Source organism: Rheinheimera pleomorphica (assembly GCF_011634895.1).
Taxonomy (GTDB): Bacteria; Pseudomonadota; Gammaproteobacteria; order Enterobacterales; family Alteromonadaceae; genus Alishewanella; species Alishewanella pleomorphica.
In genome coordinates this window covers 77,989-95,194 of sequence record NZ_SIRR01000003.1, presented here as the reverse complement: position 1 = coordinate 95,194, position 17,206 = coordinate 77,989, and the positions used below count along the sequence as shown (strand labels likewise).

Annotated in this window: 13 protein-coding genes and 1 pseudogene; 7 read left to right on the top strand and 7 right to left on the bottom strand. The window is 53.3% G+C overall.

All coding sequences use genetic code 11. The features are described from left to right. The first annotated feature begins 2 nt into the window (after positions 1 to 2). Both murQ and EYB30_RS01575 read left to right on the top strand, forming a co-directional pair. On the top strand, positions 3 to 938 hold the full coding sequence (gene murQ / locus EYB30_RS01580; protein WP_166836314.1) for an N-acetylmuramic acid 6-phosphate etherase: 936 nt from the start codon (positions 3 to 5) through the stop codon (positions 936 to 938). Then, a complete protein-coding gene (locus EYB30_RS01575; RefSeq protein WP_174978715.1) occupies positions 935 to 2,119 on the top strand; it encodes an exo-beta-N-acetylmuramidase NamZ family protein in 1,185 nt (394 codons plus the stop codon). The genes murQ and EYB30_RS01575 overlap by 4 nt, the downstream gene beginning before the upstream one ends. Before the next feature lie 27 nt (positions 2,120 to 2,146). On the opposite strand, the gene EYB30_RS01570 is transcribed toward EYB30_RS01575, so the two are convergent. Both EYB30_RS01570 and EYB30_RS01565 read right to left on the bottom strand, forming a co-directional pair. Further along, positions 2,147 to 2,587 (bottom strand): copper resistance protein NlpE, encoded by a 441-nt coding sequence (locus tag EYB30_RS01570; RefSeq protein ID WP_166836313.1) that lies wholly within the window; start codon positions 2,585 to 2,587, stop codon positions 2,147 to 2,149. A 144-nt stretch (positions 2,588 to 2,731) separates the two neighbouring features. Then, positions 2,732 to 3,421: a pirin family protein gene (locus EYB30_RS01565; protein ID WP_166836312.1), complete on the bottom strand. Its 690-nt coding sequence runs from the start codon at positions 3,419 to 3,421 to the stop codon at positions 2,732 to 2,734. Between the two features lie 161 nt (positions 3,422 to 3,582). Here EYB30_RS01565 and EYB30_RS01560 point away from each other — a divergent pair, with 161 nt between their 5' ends. Beyond that, a complete protein-coding gene (locus EYB30_RS01560) occupies positions 3,583 to 4,128 on the top strand; it encodes an NADPH-dependent FMN reductase (RefSeq protein ID WP_166836311.1) in 546 nt (181 codons plus the stop codon). A gap of 2 nt (positions 4,129 to 4,130) precedes the next feature. Here EYB30_RS01560 and EYB30_RS01555 read toward each other — a convergent pair whose 3' ends face one another. Then, positions 4,131 to 4,433 (bottom strand): hypothetical protein, encoded by a 303-nt coding sequence (locus EYB30_RS01555; protein ID WP_166836310.1) that lies wholly within the window; start codon positions 4,431 to 4,433, stop codon positions 4,131 to 4,133. 64 nt (positions 4,434 to 4,497) lie between these two features. Further along, positions 4,498 to 5,952: a M14 family zinc carboxypeptidase gene (locus EYB30_RS01550; protein ID WP_166836309.1), complete on the bottom strand. Its 1,455-nt coding sequence runs from the start codon at positions 5,950 to 5,952 to the stop codon at positions 4,498 to 4,500. Positions 5,953 to 6,154: 202 nt separating this feature from the next. Between EYB30_RS01550 and EYB30_RS01545 the strand changes: the two genes are divergently transcribed. Together EYB30_RS01545 and EYB30_RS01540 are read left to right on the top strand one after the other, a co-directional pair. After that, positions 6,155 to 7,546, top strand: a complete 1,392-nt coding sequence (locus tag EYB30_RS01545) for a Na+/H+ antiporter NhaC family protein (RefSeq protein WP_166836308.1) — start codon at positions 6,155 to 6,157, stop codon at positions 7,544 to 7,546. A gap of 13 nt (positions 7,547 to 7,559) precedes the next feature. Next, on the top strand, positions 7,560 to 8,234 hold the full coding sequence (locus EYB30_RS01540; RefSeq protein ID WP_166836307.1) for a M15 family metallopeptidase: 675 nt from the start codon (positions 7,560 to 7,562) through the stop codon (positions 8,232 to 8,234). 65 nt (positions 8,235 to 8,299) lie between these two features. Here the strand turns inward: EYB30_RS01540 and EYB30_RS01535 are convergent, their stop codons facing one another. Further along, a complete protein-coding gene (locus EYB30_RS01535) occupies positions 8,300 to 8,953 on the bottom strand; it encodes a PEP-CTERM sorting domain-containing protein (RefSeq protein ID WP_206674541.1) in 654 nt (217 codons plus the stop codon). A gap of 367 nt (positions 8,954 to 9,320) precedes the next feature. Between EYB30_RS01535 and EYB30_RS01530 the strand changes: the two genes are divergently transcribed. Continuing rightward, positions 9,321 to 9,938 (top strand): TetR family transcriptional regulator, encoded by a 618-nt coding sequence (locus EYB30_RS01530; protein ID WP_166836306.1) that lies wholly within the window; start codon positions 9,321 to 9,323, stop codon positions 9,936 to 9,938. Between the two features lie 170 nt (positions 9,939 to 10,108). Next, positions 10,109 to 12,802, top strand: coding sequence for an Ig-like domain-containing protein (locus EYB30_RS01525; RefSeq protein WP_166836305.1), 2,694 nt, complete (start codon positions 10,109 to 10,111; stop codon positions 12,800 to 12,802). Between the two features lie 100 nt (positions 12,803 to 12,902). Here EYB30_RS01525 and EYB30_RS01520 read toward each other — a convergent pair. Both EYB30_RS01520 and EYB30_RS01515 read right to left on the bottom strand, forming a co-directional pair. Continuing rightward, a pseudogene (locus tag EYB30_RS01520) lies at positions 12,903 to 16,034 on the bottom strand (efflux RND transporter permease subunit). Between the two features lie 10 nt (positions 16,035 to 16,044). Further along, positions 16,045 to 17,193 (bottom strand): efflux RND transporter periplasmic adaptor subunit, encoded by a 1,149-nt coding sequence (locus tag EYB30_RS01515; protein ID WP_166836303.1) that lies wholly within the window; start codon positions 17,191 to 17,193, stop codon positions 16,045 to 16,047. Positions 17,194 to 17,206: the final 13 nt, after the last annotated feature.

Sequence of the window (17,206 nt, the reverse complement as noted above, 5' to 3'; positions counted from 1 at the left end):
CCATGACGAATACTCAACAGGATGCATTGTTGCAACAACTGGACGCCATGAGCTCAGAAGCGCGCAACCCCGACAGCTGGGATATCGATCTGCTGTCCAGCCTGGAGATAGTGCAGCGCATTAATGCCGCCGACCAAACCGTGGCACACAGTGTCGCCGGTTGTCTGGAGCAGGTAGCACAGGTTGCCGACCGCATCGTGAGCGCCTTTGCCAACGGCGGTCGCCTGGTGTATCTGGGTGCCGGCACCAGTGGCCGGCTGGGCATACTGGACGCGGTCGAATGCCCCCCCACTTACAGTGTACCGGCGTCGCAGGTGGTGGCGTTAATTGCTGGCGGCCAGGGTGCCGTATACAAGGCAGTAGAAGGCGCCGAAGATGACCCGCAGCTGGCCGTCACCGATCTAAAGCAGATTGACCTGGCGCCGAATGATATTCTGGTGGGCATCGCCGCCAGTGGCCGCACGCCTTATGTACTGGGCGGCCTGGCTTATGCCCGCAGCCTGGGCTGTTACACCGCCGCTATCAGCTGCAATGCCGATGCGCCGGTGTTAAGCGCGGCCGACACCGGCATTTGCGCCGTCGTCGGGCCCGAGGTGGTTACCGGCTCAACCCGGATGAAAGCAGGCACGGCACAAAAACTGATTTTAAATATGTTGACGACCACGGCCATGATCCGCAGCGGCAAAGTGTACCAGAACCTGATGGTAGATTTACACGCCAGCAATGAAAAGCTGGTGGCCCGTGCCGTGCGCATTGTGATGCAGGCCACCGATTGCCCGGCGCAAACGGCGCGGGAAGCGTTAAAAGCAGCCGATATGAGCGCCAAGCTGGCCATTTTGCATCTACTTAGTGGCCAGAGCATTGACGCCTGCCGTGCTCAGCTGGTGCAACAGCAAGGCTTTATTCGTAAAGCCCTGCCACAGGTGACAAAGCCATGAGAGCCATACTGCTGGTAATGTTACTTAGCTGCTTGCTGGCCTGTCAGGCTGACATTGAGGCGGCTACAGACCGGGTGCCTGTGGCGCCGCTGCAAACCGGTGCAGAGCAGCTAACGCAGTATTTACCCTTATTGCAGGGTAAAAGAGTTGGCCTGCTGGTTAACCAAACATCGCGGATTGGCGACCAGCATCTGGTTGATGTGTTGCTGGCGCATAACGTCAATATTGTCAGCATTTTTGCCCCCGAGCATGGCTTTCGCGGCGATCATGACGCCGGTGCCCATATCCGCAGTGGCACCGACAGCAAAACCGGTTTGCCGCTGTGGTCGCTATACGGCGCCAGCAAAGCGCCCACAGCTGCGCAAATGCAACAGCTGGATATTGTCATTTTTGATATCCAGGATGTTGGCGTGCGCTATTACACCTACATCAGCTCAATGCACTATATGATGCAGGCCGCTGCCACCCATGATGTAGAAATGCTGATACTGGACAGACCCAATCCGAACGGGGCCTATGTTGATGGCCCATTGCTGGACCCTGCCTTTCAGTCTTTTGTTGGTATGCACCCAATTCCGCTGCTGCACGGTATGACAGTGGCCGAGCTGGCACTGATGATTAAAGGCGAAGGCTGGATTAACGCTGCCGACACGCTGCAGCTTAGCGTGGTGCCTGTTGCGCGCTACCGCCGCGATATGCCTTATACGCTACCGGTCAAACCCAGCCCCAACCTGCCGAACAGCCAGGCAGTGGCACTGTATCCGTCACTGGGCTTTTTTGAAGCCACACCGCTCAGTATTGGCCGCGGCACCGCCTTCCCATTTCAGGTTATCGGCTATGATAAATTTGGCCTGGGTAATTTTCAGTTTATGCCGGTATCAACACCAGGCGCGGCACTGACACCGCCACTGATGAACAAAGCGCTGCTGGGGGAAGACCTGCGCCACGTCGCGGCCAAAGGGCTGAATTTAGACTATCTGCTGCGCTGGCACGCGCTGTTTAAGCAGCATAACGAGGTGTTTTTCACAGCGCCGGCTTTTATGGATAAACTGGCTGGTACTGACCAGCTGCGGCTGCAGATAGAACAAGGGCTGAGCCAAACCGAGATCCGTGCCAGCTGGCAGGCCGGGCTGCAACACTTTCGCCGGCAACGCCAGCCGTATCTGCTCTATCCGCCCTAATGCGTGTTGCTGACGCGGCCTTGCCTGCTAACCTTGCTGCTTGGCTAAGCGGTAACGCGCCGCTAATTCACCTTCAATGCGGTTACCTTGCTGATCCAGCATAAACAATTGGTTCTCACCAACAAAAAACTGCTGTGCCTCCCCGCCATCCAGTAATACAGTGCTGCCGGCAGGGTTCCAGCTAAATTGGCCTTGCTGCACAAACGGCGCAGTGGACTTACCAACGTATAGCTGTTGCAGTTGATAACGGCCATCGTGATACAACGTTAGTGTGGTATTGATCGCCTCACAGTCGGCACAGGGCAACATACCCTGATAGCTGCCGGCCCAGTCCAGACTGTTGCGGGCGTTATGCGCTGCATCGGCTATCGCCTTGGCTGGCCCGGCACTGGGTGTGGCAGTGGGTACGCCAGGCTCGCAACCGAGTATGAGTAAAGACGTGCATAGGATTACCGCTGGCTTTAGCATTCTGCCTCCTTGTTTGATATCCGTTGGCCACAGGCGCTGCCCGTTCAGCCGCTACCTGTAGTAATGCCTGGCGCCCGCTGTATGCCAACTGAATCAGCGGCCGCGACACACTGCGGGCAGGCGTTAACAACGCGGGGCACAGGCTCAGGGCAAATCGAACACCAGGGCTTTTACCGCACCACTGGCACTAACGCTGAGCTGGGTTTCATCACTCACTTTAATACCATCACCCGGTTGCAGTTTATAGCCGGCCATATTCAGCTCGCCACTGATCAGATGCAAATACAGCTTACGCCCCACTGCCAGTGGCAGGCTGTGCTGCGCACCATCGGCCAGGATCAGCTGATACAACAGCGCGTCCTGGCGCAACGTTAAGCTGCCGTCACGGCCATCCGGTGACAAAATTAACGTTAAGCCTTCACGCTGGCCAAAGGCTTTTTGCTGGTAGCCCGGCGCGCCGCCCAGCTGATTAGGTTGTAGCCAGATCTGTAAAAACTTCAGCGGTTCTGTGGCACTGGCATTAAATTCACTGTGATAAATGCCACGACCGGCACTCATTAGCTGAAATTCACCGGCCGGCAGCACTTCGGTATTACCGGCCGAGTCTTTATGGGCAATATTGCCCTCAAGCACCAGGCTTAAAATTTCCATATCTTTGTGGCCATGGGTATCAAAGCCCGCTCCCGGCGCTACCGTATCGTCATTAATGACCCGTAACGCAGAAAACCCCATCTGCGCCGGATCGTAATAACTGGCAAACGAAAAGCTATGATAGCTTTGCAACCAGCCAAAATCGGCTTTACCACGCTGCTGTGCTTTACGAAGTTCAAACATGATGCTCTCCCGCTAACTATTGATATAGCCAGCTTAGCCTGCGTAGCATTCGGCTAAAAGCGGAATAATTTGCGCTAAAGGTTCAATTTTTTTGAATTAAAGCAGCGATGTTAACTCTGAACTACACTGAAGCACAGATACCACCGCCTGAGGAAATAAGAATGACGATAAATGTACTGGCCATTTGCGGCAGCTTACGCGCTAAATCAACTAACCGCGGCCTGATCCGCTTTGCTCAGGCCAATGCCCCGGACGGCATGAAGATCCATCTTGCCGATCTACTCGATATGCCATTTTATAATGCTGATCTGGCCGAAAAGCCCGTGGCAGTAGAACAACTACTAAAACAGCTTGCCGCCGCCGACGCCTTGCTATTGGGCTGCCCGGAGTACAATTATTCACTGGCTCCGGCATTGAAAAACGCACTGGATTGGGCCTCACGTGAAGCCGATAACCATTTACTCAGCGGCAAGCCGGTGGCCATTATGGGCGCCGGTGGTGGCATGGGCACCAGCCGGGCGCAGTATCACCTGCGCCAGGTGTGTGTTTACCTTAACCTGCAGCCGCTGAATCAACCAGAGGTCTTTGCTAACGCCTTTAGCGGCAGCTTTGATACCGACGGTAACCTGACTGACGAGCGCATTCAGGCCCTGATTATTAAACAACTGGCTGCGCTGCAAAAATGGACGCAACAGCTGAGAAAATAAGCCTAAGGTGTCTCGCTTGCGGCTTTAGCGCTGGTGGTGGTGACACACTGCCAGCCCCAGCCGCGCTGTTTTTCAGCGAACTCTGCCGCTTTCTGTTCACAATAGCCGGTTTCATTATTCGCCTGCCACAGCACTGAGGTTGCACCGTCTTTGCTGTACTGCACCTCGCACGGTAATTCACCGCCTTGCGGGTATACCACTTCAATAATGCGCACCGCCTCGCCCAACTGGCAATGTATGGTTTGGTTATCAGCCGCGCTGGCGGTAAATGTGGCGGCTAACAGCATTAGCGTAATATATTTCATCCTATCCTCACGTCCGGCAGTTATAAAAACCTGCTTAGTATAGCAAAGCCGCTCAGCTTGGGTTTCAGGTGCCCAGTGGGTTTAACAGTGTCGCGCTGGCTAAATCCAGCAACTGACCATTTAACAGCGCCAGTTGCACCCCGTCAGCATTGACCAGTAAAAACGTCGCGCTGTGCTGGCGCTGTGGTGTGTCACCTGGCAAACGCTTCGGGTTAACCAGCACCGGTAAACTGGTGTTAAGTGTCAGCAGGCTGGCATCGCCACTAAAGTGGCTGTAGCCCTGGCGCAACAACGCGATATAACCGGCCTCGTCCAACGCCAATGGCTGGCTTAGCGCATAGGCTTTCGGTGCCTGATACTGCAAACCCGAGGCATTAAACCGATGGTAACTGCCATAAATAGATAAATCACCCAGGTCACGGATACGGGCGTGCTTAGCAGCCTCAATGTCTAAATCGATAGCCAGATCAACCTGTGCCGTTTGGCCGTTGCTGGCGATTTGCAGCTTATCAATCAGCAAATCTTTAATGCCGCCGTCGCGGTTAAACGGGATCTGCTGATACGCCGTCAATGGCTGTTGCCGGTAAGCATCACTGGCAATGCTGTTCAGGCTCATCACCAGCAGCTGGCTAATCAGCCGCCGGGCTACCTGACGGTTGTCATCGGCCGGGTGGCCGCCTGCTTCTATCAATACGGTGCTGATGCCCATACCGGCGAAGGTATCACCAAACGAGCGCCAGGAGAAAGTGTCATCATATTTTGCCAGATGGCCCGGTAGTTCATGCGCCAGCACTTGCGCCATGTCAGCAATAAGCTGCATGGCTTTACTGCGCGCGGCATCAATATCTTTAGCGGCATTAAACGCCGGCGCCAGCAAGGATATCGTTGCCTGCTTATGGCTGTCGCCAACAGCATGAAAACGGTTTTGATCATGCAGGTTGAGGCCAAAATCGGGTTTGAAGGCCTTTGCCGCCTGCATTAACAGCCTGCCCTCCGGCGTTTGCAGCGCCCTGGCGTCACGGTTAATATCAATACCCATGCTGTTAAAGCGCGAACCGACCGCTGCGCCATCAGGGTTCAGCATAGGGATCACTCTTAGCGTTAGCTTATCCTGCCAGCCTTGCAGCCAGTGCTGGCCTTCTGCTGTCGACAGCAGCGCCAGCAAGTCCAGCAGCGACGCCGTGGCGGTAGATTCATCGCCATGCATTTGTGACCAGGCCAGCACCTTTACCGGCCCATTACCGATATCAATTTGCCATATCGGTGTGCCCAGCAGCGACTGCCCCAGCTGGCTAAAGCGTAGTGCCGGGTTGTGTTGCTGTTGTTGCAGCAGTGGCGCTATATCGGCGTAAGTCAGCTGCGCCTTATCCAGGCCCGCTGCTTTTATCTGCAAATAGTGCTGTGCGGTTAACCCTTGCTGTGCTATCACCTGCTCTGCCTCTGTTTTAAACGCCATGGCCGCCAAGGCCATCGCTACCCCCATCATGGCCACCAGTAGCCCGTTGCTGAAGCGCTGCATACAACACCCTTTACTTAGCCGTAAAGCTGTTAGCATGGCGCAATACTGTTAACAATTGCAAGTCAGTCGCCGGGCAGTGAACCGGCCTGTACAACCGGCTATCGCAAGGCGCTGTGTGCGAAACACTTGCGGCGGCGCGACACAATCTGTATAAATTATTCAGTATTAAAGCAAATTACAATAATAATGACAGGAGGCCATTTTGGCTGATTGGCTAACCCTGCTACCGGCGCTGGTAGCAATTATCGTGGTGTTGTGGCGCAAAGAAGTGATCCTCGCCTTGCTGTTATCACTGTGCACCGCTGAACTGCTGATTTTTTTGCAAGCCGGCCAAAGCAGCGCGCCTATATTGCTGCTGGATGGCAGCATAGCCACGCTGGAGCGCATAGTGGCCGTGACCCGCGATGGCGATAACGCCCGTATTCTGATGTTTTCTTTGCTGGTGGGTGGCTTGCTGGCCTATATGCGCGACTCCGGCGGTGTGTCGGCCACGGTAAAAATGCTGGTAGAAAAAGGCATTGCCAAAACGCCGCGCCAGGCCGGCTTACTGACCTTTTTTATCAGTTCAGTCACCTTTATTGAATCTAACCTCAGCTCGCTGACCGCCGGTATCAGCTCGCGCGGTTTATTCGACAAGTTTAAAATGAGCCGCGCCCGGCTGGCGTATATTATCGACAGTACCAGCGCGCCTATCTGTATTATTATTCTGCTAAACGGCTGGGGCGCTTATATTCTGGGCCTGCTCAGCACCTATTCGCTAGGCGACAACGCCATCAGTGTGCTTATTGGCACTATACCGCTGAATTTTTATGCCCTGTTTACACTGGCGCTGGTGCTATACACCATTATCAGCGGCAAGGTATACGGCCCTATGCGTAAGTCAGAGCAGCAGCTGCATACGCTGGCTGCCCACACCGAAATTGATGTCCCTGCCAGCAAGCCCGCTTTTATGCTGGTACCGCTGCTAACGCTGGTGGCGTCGATGCTGGGTTTTATGTTGCTGACCGGTAATGGCCGGCTGGTAGCAGGCTCGGGTTCACAGTCAGTGCTGTACGCCACCACATTGGCCTGCTTAGTGGCTTATTGCATGATGCTGCTAAGCAAGCGCTTTAAACATCAGCAACTGGTCGATATTGGCTTTAAAGGCATGAGCGAATTGCTGCCGCTGGTTACCATAGTCTTACTGTCACTGGCGCTGGGCAGTAGCTTAAAACTGCTCGGTACCGGCACTTTTATCGCTTCTATTGTTAACGACAGCCTGCCGTTGGTGCTAATTCCGGCGCTGTTGTTTTTAGCCGGCGCGCTTATTTCTTTTACCACCGGCACCAGCTGGGGCACCTTTGCTATTCTCATTCCGATTGGTATGCCGATGGTTGAACTGCTGGGCCTGCCACCGTCGCTGCTGCTGGCAGCAATACTCAGCGGGGGTGTGTTTGGCGATCATTGTTCGCCCATTTCTGACAGTACCGCGGTCAGTTCAGTGGCATCAGGCTGTGACTTACTTGAACACGTAAAAACCCAGCTGCCCTATGCGCTATGTTGTGGTGTGTTGGCGCTGCTGGCCTTTTTGGCCGCAGGCCTGATGATGATTTAACCCGGAGCCGAAAATGAAAACAGCCGTAGCCAGCCTGGCGCTGATATTAAGCAGCACTGTAAGCGCCAATAACATCCCTGCTGATTTTGTTGACGTTGCCAGCCTGATACCTTCAGTGCAAATACAGATGGCCTATGTTGGCCAGCACAACTTTGTTGGCACCCGGGTGGACGGTTACCAGGCCAACAAATGCTATCTGCAGCAAAACGCCGCCCAGGCATTAGTCAAAGTACAACAAGCGGCGCTGGCCCAAGGCTATAGTTTGTGGATTTTCGATTGTTACCGGCCACAAAGGGCAGTAAACCATTTTATGCGCTGGGCGGCCGATTTAACCGACACCCGCACCAAGGCGCAGTACTACCCTAACCTGGGTAAAGACCAGCTGGTGGGTGAATATATCGCCGAGAAATCCGGCCATAGCCGCGGTAGTACAATTGACCTCACCCTGGCCAAACAAGACGAGCAAGGCAGCTGGCGGCCAATTGATATGGGCTCGCCCTTTGATATGTTCGATCCGATATCCAATGTTGGCGCCACCGGTATCAGTGCTGAACAAACGGCTAACCGCCAATTACTGGAAAACGTAATGCAACAGGGCGGCTTTAAGGTATACAGCATGGAATGGTGGCATTTTACCCATCAGCCACCGGCCTACACCGACACCTATTTTGATTTTGTTGTACGTTAAACCACAATAAAAAAAGCCCTGATATCTCAGGGCTTTTTCAGATCAGCATTTAATTATGCTGCAGCTTAGCGCGCTTTGCGCCGGCGTAAGCCGGATAACGCCAGCAAGCCTAAGCCAAACATCGCTACAGACGCCGGCTCGGGCACTGCAGCCGGTGCCGCGCTGGCATTTGCAGTAAACACCAACCGGTTCCAGTTTGTTGCACCATTTAGGGTAATATTAGTGCCACTACGCCAGCCGCCAGCTACCGCTGTTGGTAAGGAGTTATATCCGCCCATCGTATGCCAGCTCAGGCGATCATTTTCCGGTGTGCCACGCCAGCTGCTGCCTTCAATATCAGCTGAACTTTGGTAAATACTGTCACCTAAACCGGCAAAGCCCATAGAGCCACCGTTAAAGTACCAGTTCACATCGTTGGCAGTATGTGTAGTGTTATACGGCGTATAGGTGGTGACATCGGTAAATAATGCCGCGGCCAGCACATCCAGCACCCCTGAACCGTTAAGTTCAGACGCCAGCATCACATAGTCACCATTACAAGCAGAAAACATATTGGCAACCGATACTGAGCTGGCATAAGTGCCCTGATAGCACAAGGTCCAACCCCAATCAGCGGTCACCTGGCTAATAGCAATATCGTTTTGTACACCAACAGGAATAATACCGGCGTTAACCTTACAAGCGAGGGTAAACAGCGCAATTAAAGTAAGTTTTTTCAATGCATACAACCTTTTAAAAGACAAAATGCTAAGCTTACCAAGCAATTATCAGTCCAAAGTTAAATATAGCTATTAATCAACACCTTAAAATAAAGCTTAGCAATCCATTACTTAAGGTTGTAAATAAAACTGACACTAAGAATACGCCGTCTAACAATATAAAGGGTTTACACCGCCTATAACCATCACTAAACGGGCAAATCATCAGGTTAAACAAGGCTGTAAAAATAAATGCCGGGCTAAAAAGGCGCTCAGCTATAGCGGAAGCGCTGTTTACTGTGCCGCCTCGTATTAGCTAAAGCTTGAACACGCAACTTATGCTAACATGCTGTCAGTTTAACCACCGATAGCTGTTAGAGATTGTGACATGGCCAGACGTACCAAAGCCGAAGCCGAAAGCACCCGCGCTGCCATTTTAGATGCGGCCGAAGTGCTGTTTTATCAGCATGGCGTATCCCGTACCACGCTGGAAAAAATTGCCGCGGCGGCCAACGTAACCCGCGGCGCCATCTACTGGCATTTCCAGAATAAAGCCGATTTATTTAACGCCATGCTAGAGCGGGTGCGGCTGCCGTTTCAGCATATGCTGGAAGCACTGGACAACAACACCTCAGCTGAACCTTTTGAGCAGATCCGTCAGCTGTATATCAGCGGTTTGCAACTGATTGCCGGTAGCGAGCAGCACCACAGGGTGCTGACCATAGTGTTTCACCGCTGCGAGTATATTGACGAGCTAAACCCGGCGGTAAATGCCCAGGACCAGTTGGACGAGCAGGCAGTAACGGTGCTGCAACGCGCCTTTGAACGTGCAGCCGCCGCCGGCACTTTACGTGATGGCGTATCGCCACGCTTAGCCGCGATGTCGATGCACATGTATGTCGGCGGTATTATCAGCCACTTTTTGCTTAAACCGCAGCAATGCGACTTACGCCAGCACGCACCGGCGCTGATAGATACTATGCTGCAGGGCCTGAAACAAGCCTGACGCAGACCGGCAGAAAATAATTTCCACTCCATTTACTTGATATTATTTAGTTGCTAGCATTCCGCCAGCTTTAACTAGCTACATAACAATAAAATGGACGCCCTTTTGCCAGTGATGGCGAATGCACTTTGTTGCGGCTCCCCAGTTAATGATCACTATCAGGATTTCAAATGATGCGAACCGTTTTTCTAGCCGGTGCGTTGCTTGCACTGTGGCCAGCGCAGGCCGCGACAACCTTGGCCCCGCAGTTTATTGCCAACCATACTGTACAAAGCCAAGACTATCTGGGCGAGTCTATTAGCTTAACGCTGGGCAGCGAACTGACCGAAAGTATTCTTGGCTACGCCAATATTGTGGCTCAGGGTAATAAAGTAACGGCTATTGCCAGCCAGCAGGGTATCGCCATCTATAGTGTAGAAAACAATCAATATCAGTTATTACACGAAGTAAGGCTGCCAGAGCTGGGCCTTAATGATAATGACTATATTCAGCATCTGATCATATCCGAGGCTGATTTATGGCTGATCTACGTGGTAAATGGTAAAGCCATTACCCTACCAATGGATCCGCAGTACAGCCCACAGCTGAATTCGCGCAGCGAGTTTGAAATGGGTTACATCAATGAGATACAAATCAGTAGTAATGCTTTAGCGGTTAACTACGGCTACCAGATAAATAGCTATGCCATCGACAGTAGCACTGGTGTAATAACGCCCCTGGATACATTAAACCTGACAGAATATGCCTCTTATCTGGGCCTGGCCAATGGTGTAATGACCTTTACGCAATATAATCCGGACACCGAGCAATATCATCTGCAACTGTACCGCTTAGATAATAGCGGACAATGGCAGCAAAGTGCCAGTCACCCACTGCCGTTAGGGCCTTATGGCGCCTACAACCCGAATTATGCCATTCTCAGCCCCAGCGGACAGAATATCCTTTACGGTTACGATGAATTCAGTGCCACCTTATCCTATGACGCTGATACCCAACAGCTGACCGAAACCTATTCCGGCGACTTTCTTGCCGGGTATTATTATGATATCCGCTTTGTGGACGAGGTGAATATTCTACTGTCCACTGGCGACCAACTCGCCGTTTTTGATCGCCAAACCCTACAAACCAAAGGCAGCTACAGCCTGAATCATGTTAACAACAATAGCCTCGCCGTTCACAACCAAAGTATTGCGCTGTTAAACGAATTGGGCCTGACACAGCTGGCAGCTGATACGCTGCAGGTTAACGCCAGCATCACTGCCAGCCAGCAAGGCCGGATGCTGAACTTTGCCAACGATGATGAGTTAGCCGCACTGAACAGCGACTTCATGCTACAGATAACCGGCAATCAGGTTCAACTGTTCCAGCTGGACGCAGCCGGAATGCCAAAGCTGACTCAAACTGGTTCAACCCTAACAATGCTGGGACGTGATCATTATTATTCACGCTATAGCAGCCATCATTTTGGCGATAATATCTATGCTATCTTAGCTAACGATAGCTATTCGGTGCTGAAACTTAACCCTGAAACCGCACAGCTGCAGTTACTGAACAGCGGAACTTTACGCGGCATAAATGGCAGCCAGCTATACAGTTATCGCGATAACGTTACACATAGTGGCAACTACCTGCTGCACGCCAACTACAACACCTTAACTCTGCTGCAGCTAACACCGGATAACCAAATACAATTTATTGACGCTGTCTTGGTGGGCGCCTCAGATATAAACGGCGCTAGCGAAATACAGCTGCTGTTTAGTGTTGGTAATCATATTTACGCTGTAGATGGGCAAAACCAGCAAATTGCTCATTTCACTATCGACAACGCGCGTTTACAGCAGAAAAATCTTTACTCTGATCTGTACCTGCCCTACCTGTCCGGCAAAATAGTGCACGATAATATTGTCACTTTGCTCGGTTCCTCCGATATACATAGCTTTAGCGTTGCCGCAGACGGCGCACTGTCGCTAAATACTACCCGGAATCTGCCGCAAAGCATTACACAATGGACAACCATAGGACAGCGTTTTATGGCGCTGAAATTACATACCACGATGCACGTTATGGAGCTGGATCACACCTCTGGCATCTGGCATACCGCCTTGGTGCTGAATAACCAGCAGCTACGTGATGAGTATAATTTATTGCAACCCTCGCTACTGCCACTGGTTAATAATCTGAGTATCTATGACAGCAGGCAAAAGCGCCTGATACAGTTAGCACATAATAGTGCGCCTTATGTACCCAGCCAGGGGGCGCTTAGCTTGTCACTTAACCAGGGCCAGCCGTTTCAGTTGGCGGTATCCAGCCTGTTTGCTGACGACGAAGATACAAGCTTAACCTTTAGCCTTAGCAACGCTGCCGACAGTTTCAGTTTAACTGACGCTAACCTGCTGCAGTTTAATGGCCAGGCCGTCAGCAGCGGTAGCCTGCAGATCATAGCAGAAGATGAGCAAGGCCTGGCCGTGGCAGCACCAGTTAGCTATCAGCTAAATTTAGCCCCAGTGGCAAAAGAGACAGCGCCGGCCTTTAGCATTGAAGCCGAAGACGCGATGCAATTTGAACTGGCCCAGCATTTTACCGACCCTGAAGGGCAACAGCTGCAGTTTGCGTTACCCAGCCCGCAACAGGGTATCAACCTGTCTTCGACCGGCTTACTCACCGGCTCGTTAAGCGCGGCCGGTCTGCTCAGTTTGACGGTCAACATCAGCGATTCGGCGGGTGCCACCGCTGCGCACCAGGTGCAAATTAATGTTACGGCAAAACCTGCTACCAGCAGCGGTGAAAGCTCTGGCGGCAGTATGCCTTGGTGGCTGCTCAGTATCTTAATGGGCTTGGTAGTACAGCGCGTAAGACGCCACTAAAAAAGCCTAAAAAAACCGGCAAGTCTGCGTGGGACAGAAATGCCGGTAAAGGTACAAAGCGTTAACACAACGGGCAGCAAACACTGCCCGTTTTTATTGGCTATTTCGCCGGGGCGCTATCGGCGTTATACGCCACCTCAGCACTTTTAACGGCAAAGATGCGCATAATCACCAGATAAAACACCGGTACTAAAAACACCGCCAGTACGGTAGCTGAGATCATGCCGCCCAGCACGCCGGTGCCAATGGCATTACGGCTGGCTGAACCGGCGCCGGAGCTTATCACCAGTGGCAGTACGCCAAGCGAAAACGCCATCGAGGTCATAATGATGGGCCTAAGGCGCAGCCGCACGGCTTCCAGAATGGCCGCGGTCAGTTCTCTGCCTTGCTGTTGCAACTCGCGGGCAAACTCCACAATTAAGATGGCGTTTTTCGATGCCAGCCCCATAGTGGTTAATAAGCCAACCTGAAAGTACACATCGTTACCCAGGCCACGCATATAGGCAGCAATTAACGCACCAATAATACCCAGCGGTACCACCAGAATAACGGCAAAGGGCACACTCCAGCTTTCATACAGCGCCGCCAGACATAAAAACACCACTAAAACAGACAACGCATACAGCGCCGGCGCCTGCGAGCCGGACAACTTTTCCTGATACGATGTCGCCGTCCACTCAAAACCAATGCCCGCGGGTAACTGGCTGATCAATTGCTCCATCGTCGCCATCGCATCACCCGAGCTGGTACCCGGCGCCGGCTCGCCCTGAATTTCCATTGCCGATACGCCGTTATAGCGCTCCAGCCGCTGTGGGCCGTAAATCCAGTGACTGCTGGCAAAAGAGGCAAAACTCACCATTTCGCCGCTGCGGTTACGTACATACCAGCGCGCTAAATCTGCCGGCGTCATACGAAACTCCGGCTCGGCCTGCACATACACTTTCTTCACCCGGCCACGGTCAACAAAGTCGTTAACATAGGTTGAACCCCAGCCAATGGCCAGCGTCTGGTTAATATCGTTCAGCGCCACGCCCAGCGCCTGGGCTTTTAGCTGATCGACGTTAATTTGCAGCTGTGGCGCATCTTCCATACCGTTGGGGCGCACGCCCACCAGGTTTGGCTGCTGTGCCGCCATCCCCAGCAGTTGGTTACGGGCATTAAGCAATGCCTCGTGGCCCAGGCCAGCGCGGTCTTGTAAAAACAGCGAGAAACCGGTCGCGCGGCCAAGCTCGGCAATGGGCGGCAGGTTAAAGGCAAAAATCTGTGCCTCTTTTACCGTAGCAAAAAAGCGCCAGGCGCGGCCAATCACCGCTTGTACACTGTCGGCCGGGCCGCGCTCGCTCCAGTCTTTTAACCGCACAAAGGCCAGGCCCATATTCTGGCCGCGGCCGGCAAAGCTAAAACCTGACACGGTAAACACCGACTGCACCGCGTCTTCGCTGGCATAATGCGCCGACACTTTGTCCAGTACCGCTTCAGTGCGCTGCTGGCTGGCGCCGGTGGGCAGCTGCACCATCGATAAAAATACGCCCTGATCTTCTTCCGGTAAAAACGAGGTAGGCAAACGCATAAACATCACGGCCATTACCAATACAATAGCGCCGTACACCAGCATAGAACGCTTCGGCCGGGCCAGCATACCGGCGACACCGCGCTGATAATTACGGTTAGTGCTGTCAAAACCGCGGTTAAACCAGCCAAAAAAGCCCGCTTTGGCCTGATGATCGCCGTGGATCGGCTTTAGCATAGTGGCGCACAGCGCCGGGGTAAAAATCAGCGCCACCAGCACCGACAACGCCATCGCAGTGACAATGGTAATAGAGAACTGTTGGTAAATCGCGCCGGTGGCGCCGCCAAAAAATGCCATCGGCACAAACACCGCCGATAACACCAGGCCTATGCCCACCAGTGCGCCGGTGATCTGGCCCATCGATTTACGCGTGGCTTCTACCGGGCCTAAGCCCTCCTCCGACATCACCCGCTCAACGTTTTCCACTACCACTATGGCATCATCTACCAGCAGGCCAATGGCCAGCACCATACCGAACATGGTCAGGGTATTAATGGTAAAACCAAAGGCAGACATAATGCCAAAGGTGCCCAGCAGTACTACCGGTACCGCCAGGGTGGGGATCAACGTAGCGCGAAAGTTCTGTAAAAACAGATACATTACCAAAAATACTAAGATGATAGCTTCAATCAGGGTTTGCACTACCGAGCTTATCGACACCTCGACAAAGGGCGTGGTGTCATAGGGAATAACGGCGCTTAACCCTTGAGGGAAATACGGCTCCAGCTCGGCCAGTTTGGCTTTAACGGCAGCTGCAGTGTCCAGTGCATTGGCGCCGGTCGCCAGCTCTATGGCTAAGCCGGTCGCATTCATGCCGTTGTAACGGGCTATCACCGAGTAATCTTCACCGCCCAGTTCTATGCGCGCCACATCAGACAGCTTCACCGTGCCACCGTCGGCATTGACTTTCAGTAAGATCTGACCAAACTCTGCCGCCGACGTCAGCCGGGTTTGCGCCAATATCGCCGCATTAAACTGCTGGCCCGGTAAGGCCGGCGCGCCGCCCAGCTGGCCGGCAGTCACCTGATTGTTCTGCACCCGTATGGCGGCGGTTACATCGGCCGGTGTCAGCTGGTACTGGTTTAACTTATCGGCATCTAACCACACCCGCATCGCATACTGGCTGCCAAATACCTGTACATTACCCACGCCTGAAGTACGGCTTAATGGGTCTTTAACATTGGCCACGACAAAATCGGCAATATCATCACGCGCCAGGCTGCCATCTTCCGAGATAAAGCCGACCACCATTAAAAAACCGCCATTGGATTTGGCCACCCGCACGCCGTTTTGTTGCACTTCCTGTGGTAATAGCGGTAAGGCCTGCTGCAGCTTGTTTTGCACCTGCACCTAGGCAATGTCGGCATCAGTGCCGGTTTCAAAGGTTAGCGTCAGGCTGACATTGCCGGATGAGTCGGAGTTAGCCGACATATACATCAGGTTGTCCAGGCCGTTCATCGCCTGCTCTATGACCTGTGTTACCGCATCTTCAGCCGTTTGTGCCGAGGCACCGCGGTAACTGGCGCTGATACTGATCGCCGGCGGTGCAATGCGCGGGTATTGCTCTACCGGCAGCTGTTTAATCGATAACAAGCCGGCCAGCATAATAACGATGGCAATAACCCAGGCAAAAATGGGTCTGTTAATAAAAAAATTAGCCATCTGCGACTCCTTATTGTGCCACAGTCTGGCTGTCAGCCGCAGCCTGCGCCGCCACCACACTTACCCGTGTACCGGGCCGCACTTTTTGCAAGCCAGCCACGATCACCCGCTCACCGGCAGTAAGACCAGACAACACCTGCCAGCTTTGCGCCACCGTACGGCCGGTTTCAATAACACGGGCTTCCACTTCGTTATTGCTGTTAACCACTAACACCGACGCCTGGCCTTTTGGCGTGCGGCTAACCGCGGCTTGCGGTACTAACAGCGCCTGCTCATCGGTACCATGATGCAGCCGTGCCCGCACAAACATGCCGGGCAGCAAATCGCCTTGCTTATTCGGGAACACCGCCCTTAGCGTTACCATACCGGTGCCGGGGTCAACACTCACCTCAGAAAACTGCAGGCTGCCCTGCTGGGCATACTGGCTGTCGTCATCCAGCAGTAAGTCTACCGCCACTTCTGTTGTGGCATCGCCGCGCATTTGCCGCTTTAATTTCAACAGCTCACTGCTCGACTGGTTTAAATCAACATAGATGGGGTCTAACTGGCGAATGCTGGCCAACACCTGGGTCTGGTTTGCCGTAAGCAAGGCACCTTCCGTCACTAAGGATCGGCCAATCTGGCCGCTGATCGGCGCCGTAATCGTGGTGTAAGCCAAATTTATTTGCGCACTTTGTAGCGCCGCTTCGCTGCTGGCCACCGCCGCCTCGGCTTGCATTAATGCCGCCTGGGCATCGTCATAATCCTGCTGGCTTACTGCCTTGCTGCCAAGCAAACCTTTAACCCGTTTCGCCTTTAGCGCAGCATTATGCGCCACCGCTTCAGCACTTTGTAAGTTGGCTTTGGCACTGGCCAGCGCGGCCTGGTAAGGCGCCGCGTCTATTTTGTACAGCACATCGCCCTTTGCCACCATCTGGCCCTCGGTAAACAAGCGCTGCTGCAAAATACCGCTTACCTGCGGCCGGATCTCAGCCTGACGATAATCGGTAGTGCGGCCTGGTAATTCAGTCGTCAGCGCCAGCGCGCTATGTTCAAGCGTTACCACCTCCACTTGCGGTGCCGGCGCCCCCTGCGGTGCTGCGCCCTGCTGCGGCTCGCTGCATGCTGCCAATACGAATATCGCCGCCAGCGCAGCGCCCAGTTTACGTTTCACACCCATACACACTCCTGTT

What these genes read in the sequence shown, in the direction of transcription:
- EYB30_RS01530 (WP_166836306.1), top strand. Translation starts at nt 9,321, where the DNA reads ATGGCCAGACGTACCAAAGCCGAAGCCGAAAGCACCCGCGCTGCCATT.
- EYB30_RS01560 (WP_166836311.1), top strand. Translation starts at nt 3,583, where the DNA reads ATGACGATAAATGTACTGGCCATTTGCGGCAGCTTACGCGCTAAATCA.
- EYB30_RS01575 (WP_174978715.1), top strand. Translation starts at nt 935, where the DNA reads ATGAGAGCCATACTGCTGGTAATGTTACTTAGCTGCTTGCTGGCCTGT.
- EYB30_RS01525 (WP_166836305.1), top strand. Translation starts at nt 10,109, where the DNA reads ATGATGCGAACCGTTTTTCTAGCCGGTGCGTTGCTTGCACTGTGGCCA.
- EYB30_RS01550 (WP_166836309.1), bottom strand. Translation starts at nt 5,952, where the DNA reads ATGCAGCGCTTCAGCAACGGGCTACTGGTGGCCATGATGGGGGTAGCG.
- EYB30_RS01515 (WP_166836303.1), bottom strand. Translation starts at nt 17,193, where the DNA reads ATGGGTGTGAAACGTAAACTGGGCGCTGCGCTGGCGGCGATATTCGTA.
- EYB30_RS01540 (WP_166836307.1), top strand. Translation starts at nt 7,560, where the DNA reads ATGAAAACAGCCGTAGCCAGCCTGGCGCTGATATTAAGCAGCACTGTA.
- EYB30_RS01555 (WP_166836310.1), bottom strand. Translation starts at nt 4,433, where the DNA reads ATGAAATATATTACGCTAATGCTGTTAGCCGCCACATTTACCGCCAGC.
- murQ (WP_166836314.1), top strand. Translation starts at nt 3, where the DNA reads ATGACGAATACTCAACAGGATGCATTGTTGCAACAACTGGACGCCATG.
- EYB30_RS01570 (WP_166836313.1), bottom strand. Translation starts at nt 2,587, where the DNA reads ATGCTAAAGCCAGCGGTAATCCTATGCACGTCTTTACTCATACTCGGT.
- EYB30_RS01565 (WP_166836312.1), bottom strand. Translation starts at nt 3,421, where the DNA reads ATGTTTGAACTTCGTAAAGCACAGCAGCGTGGTAAAGCCGATTTTGGC.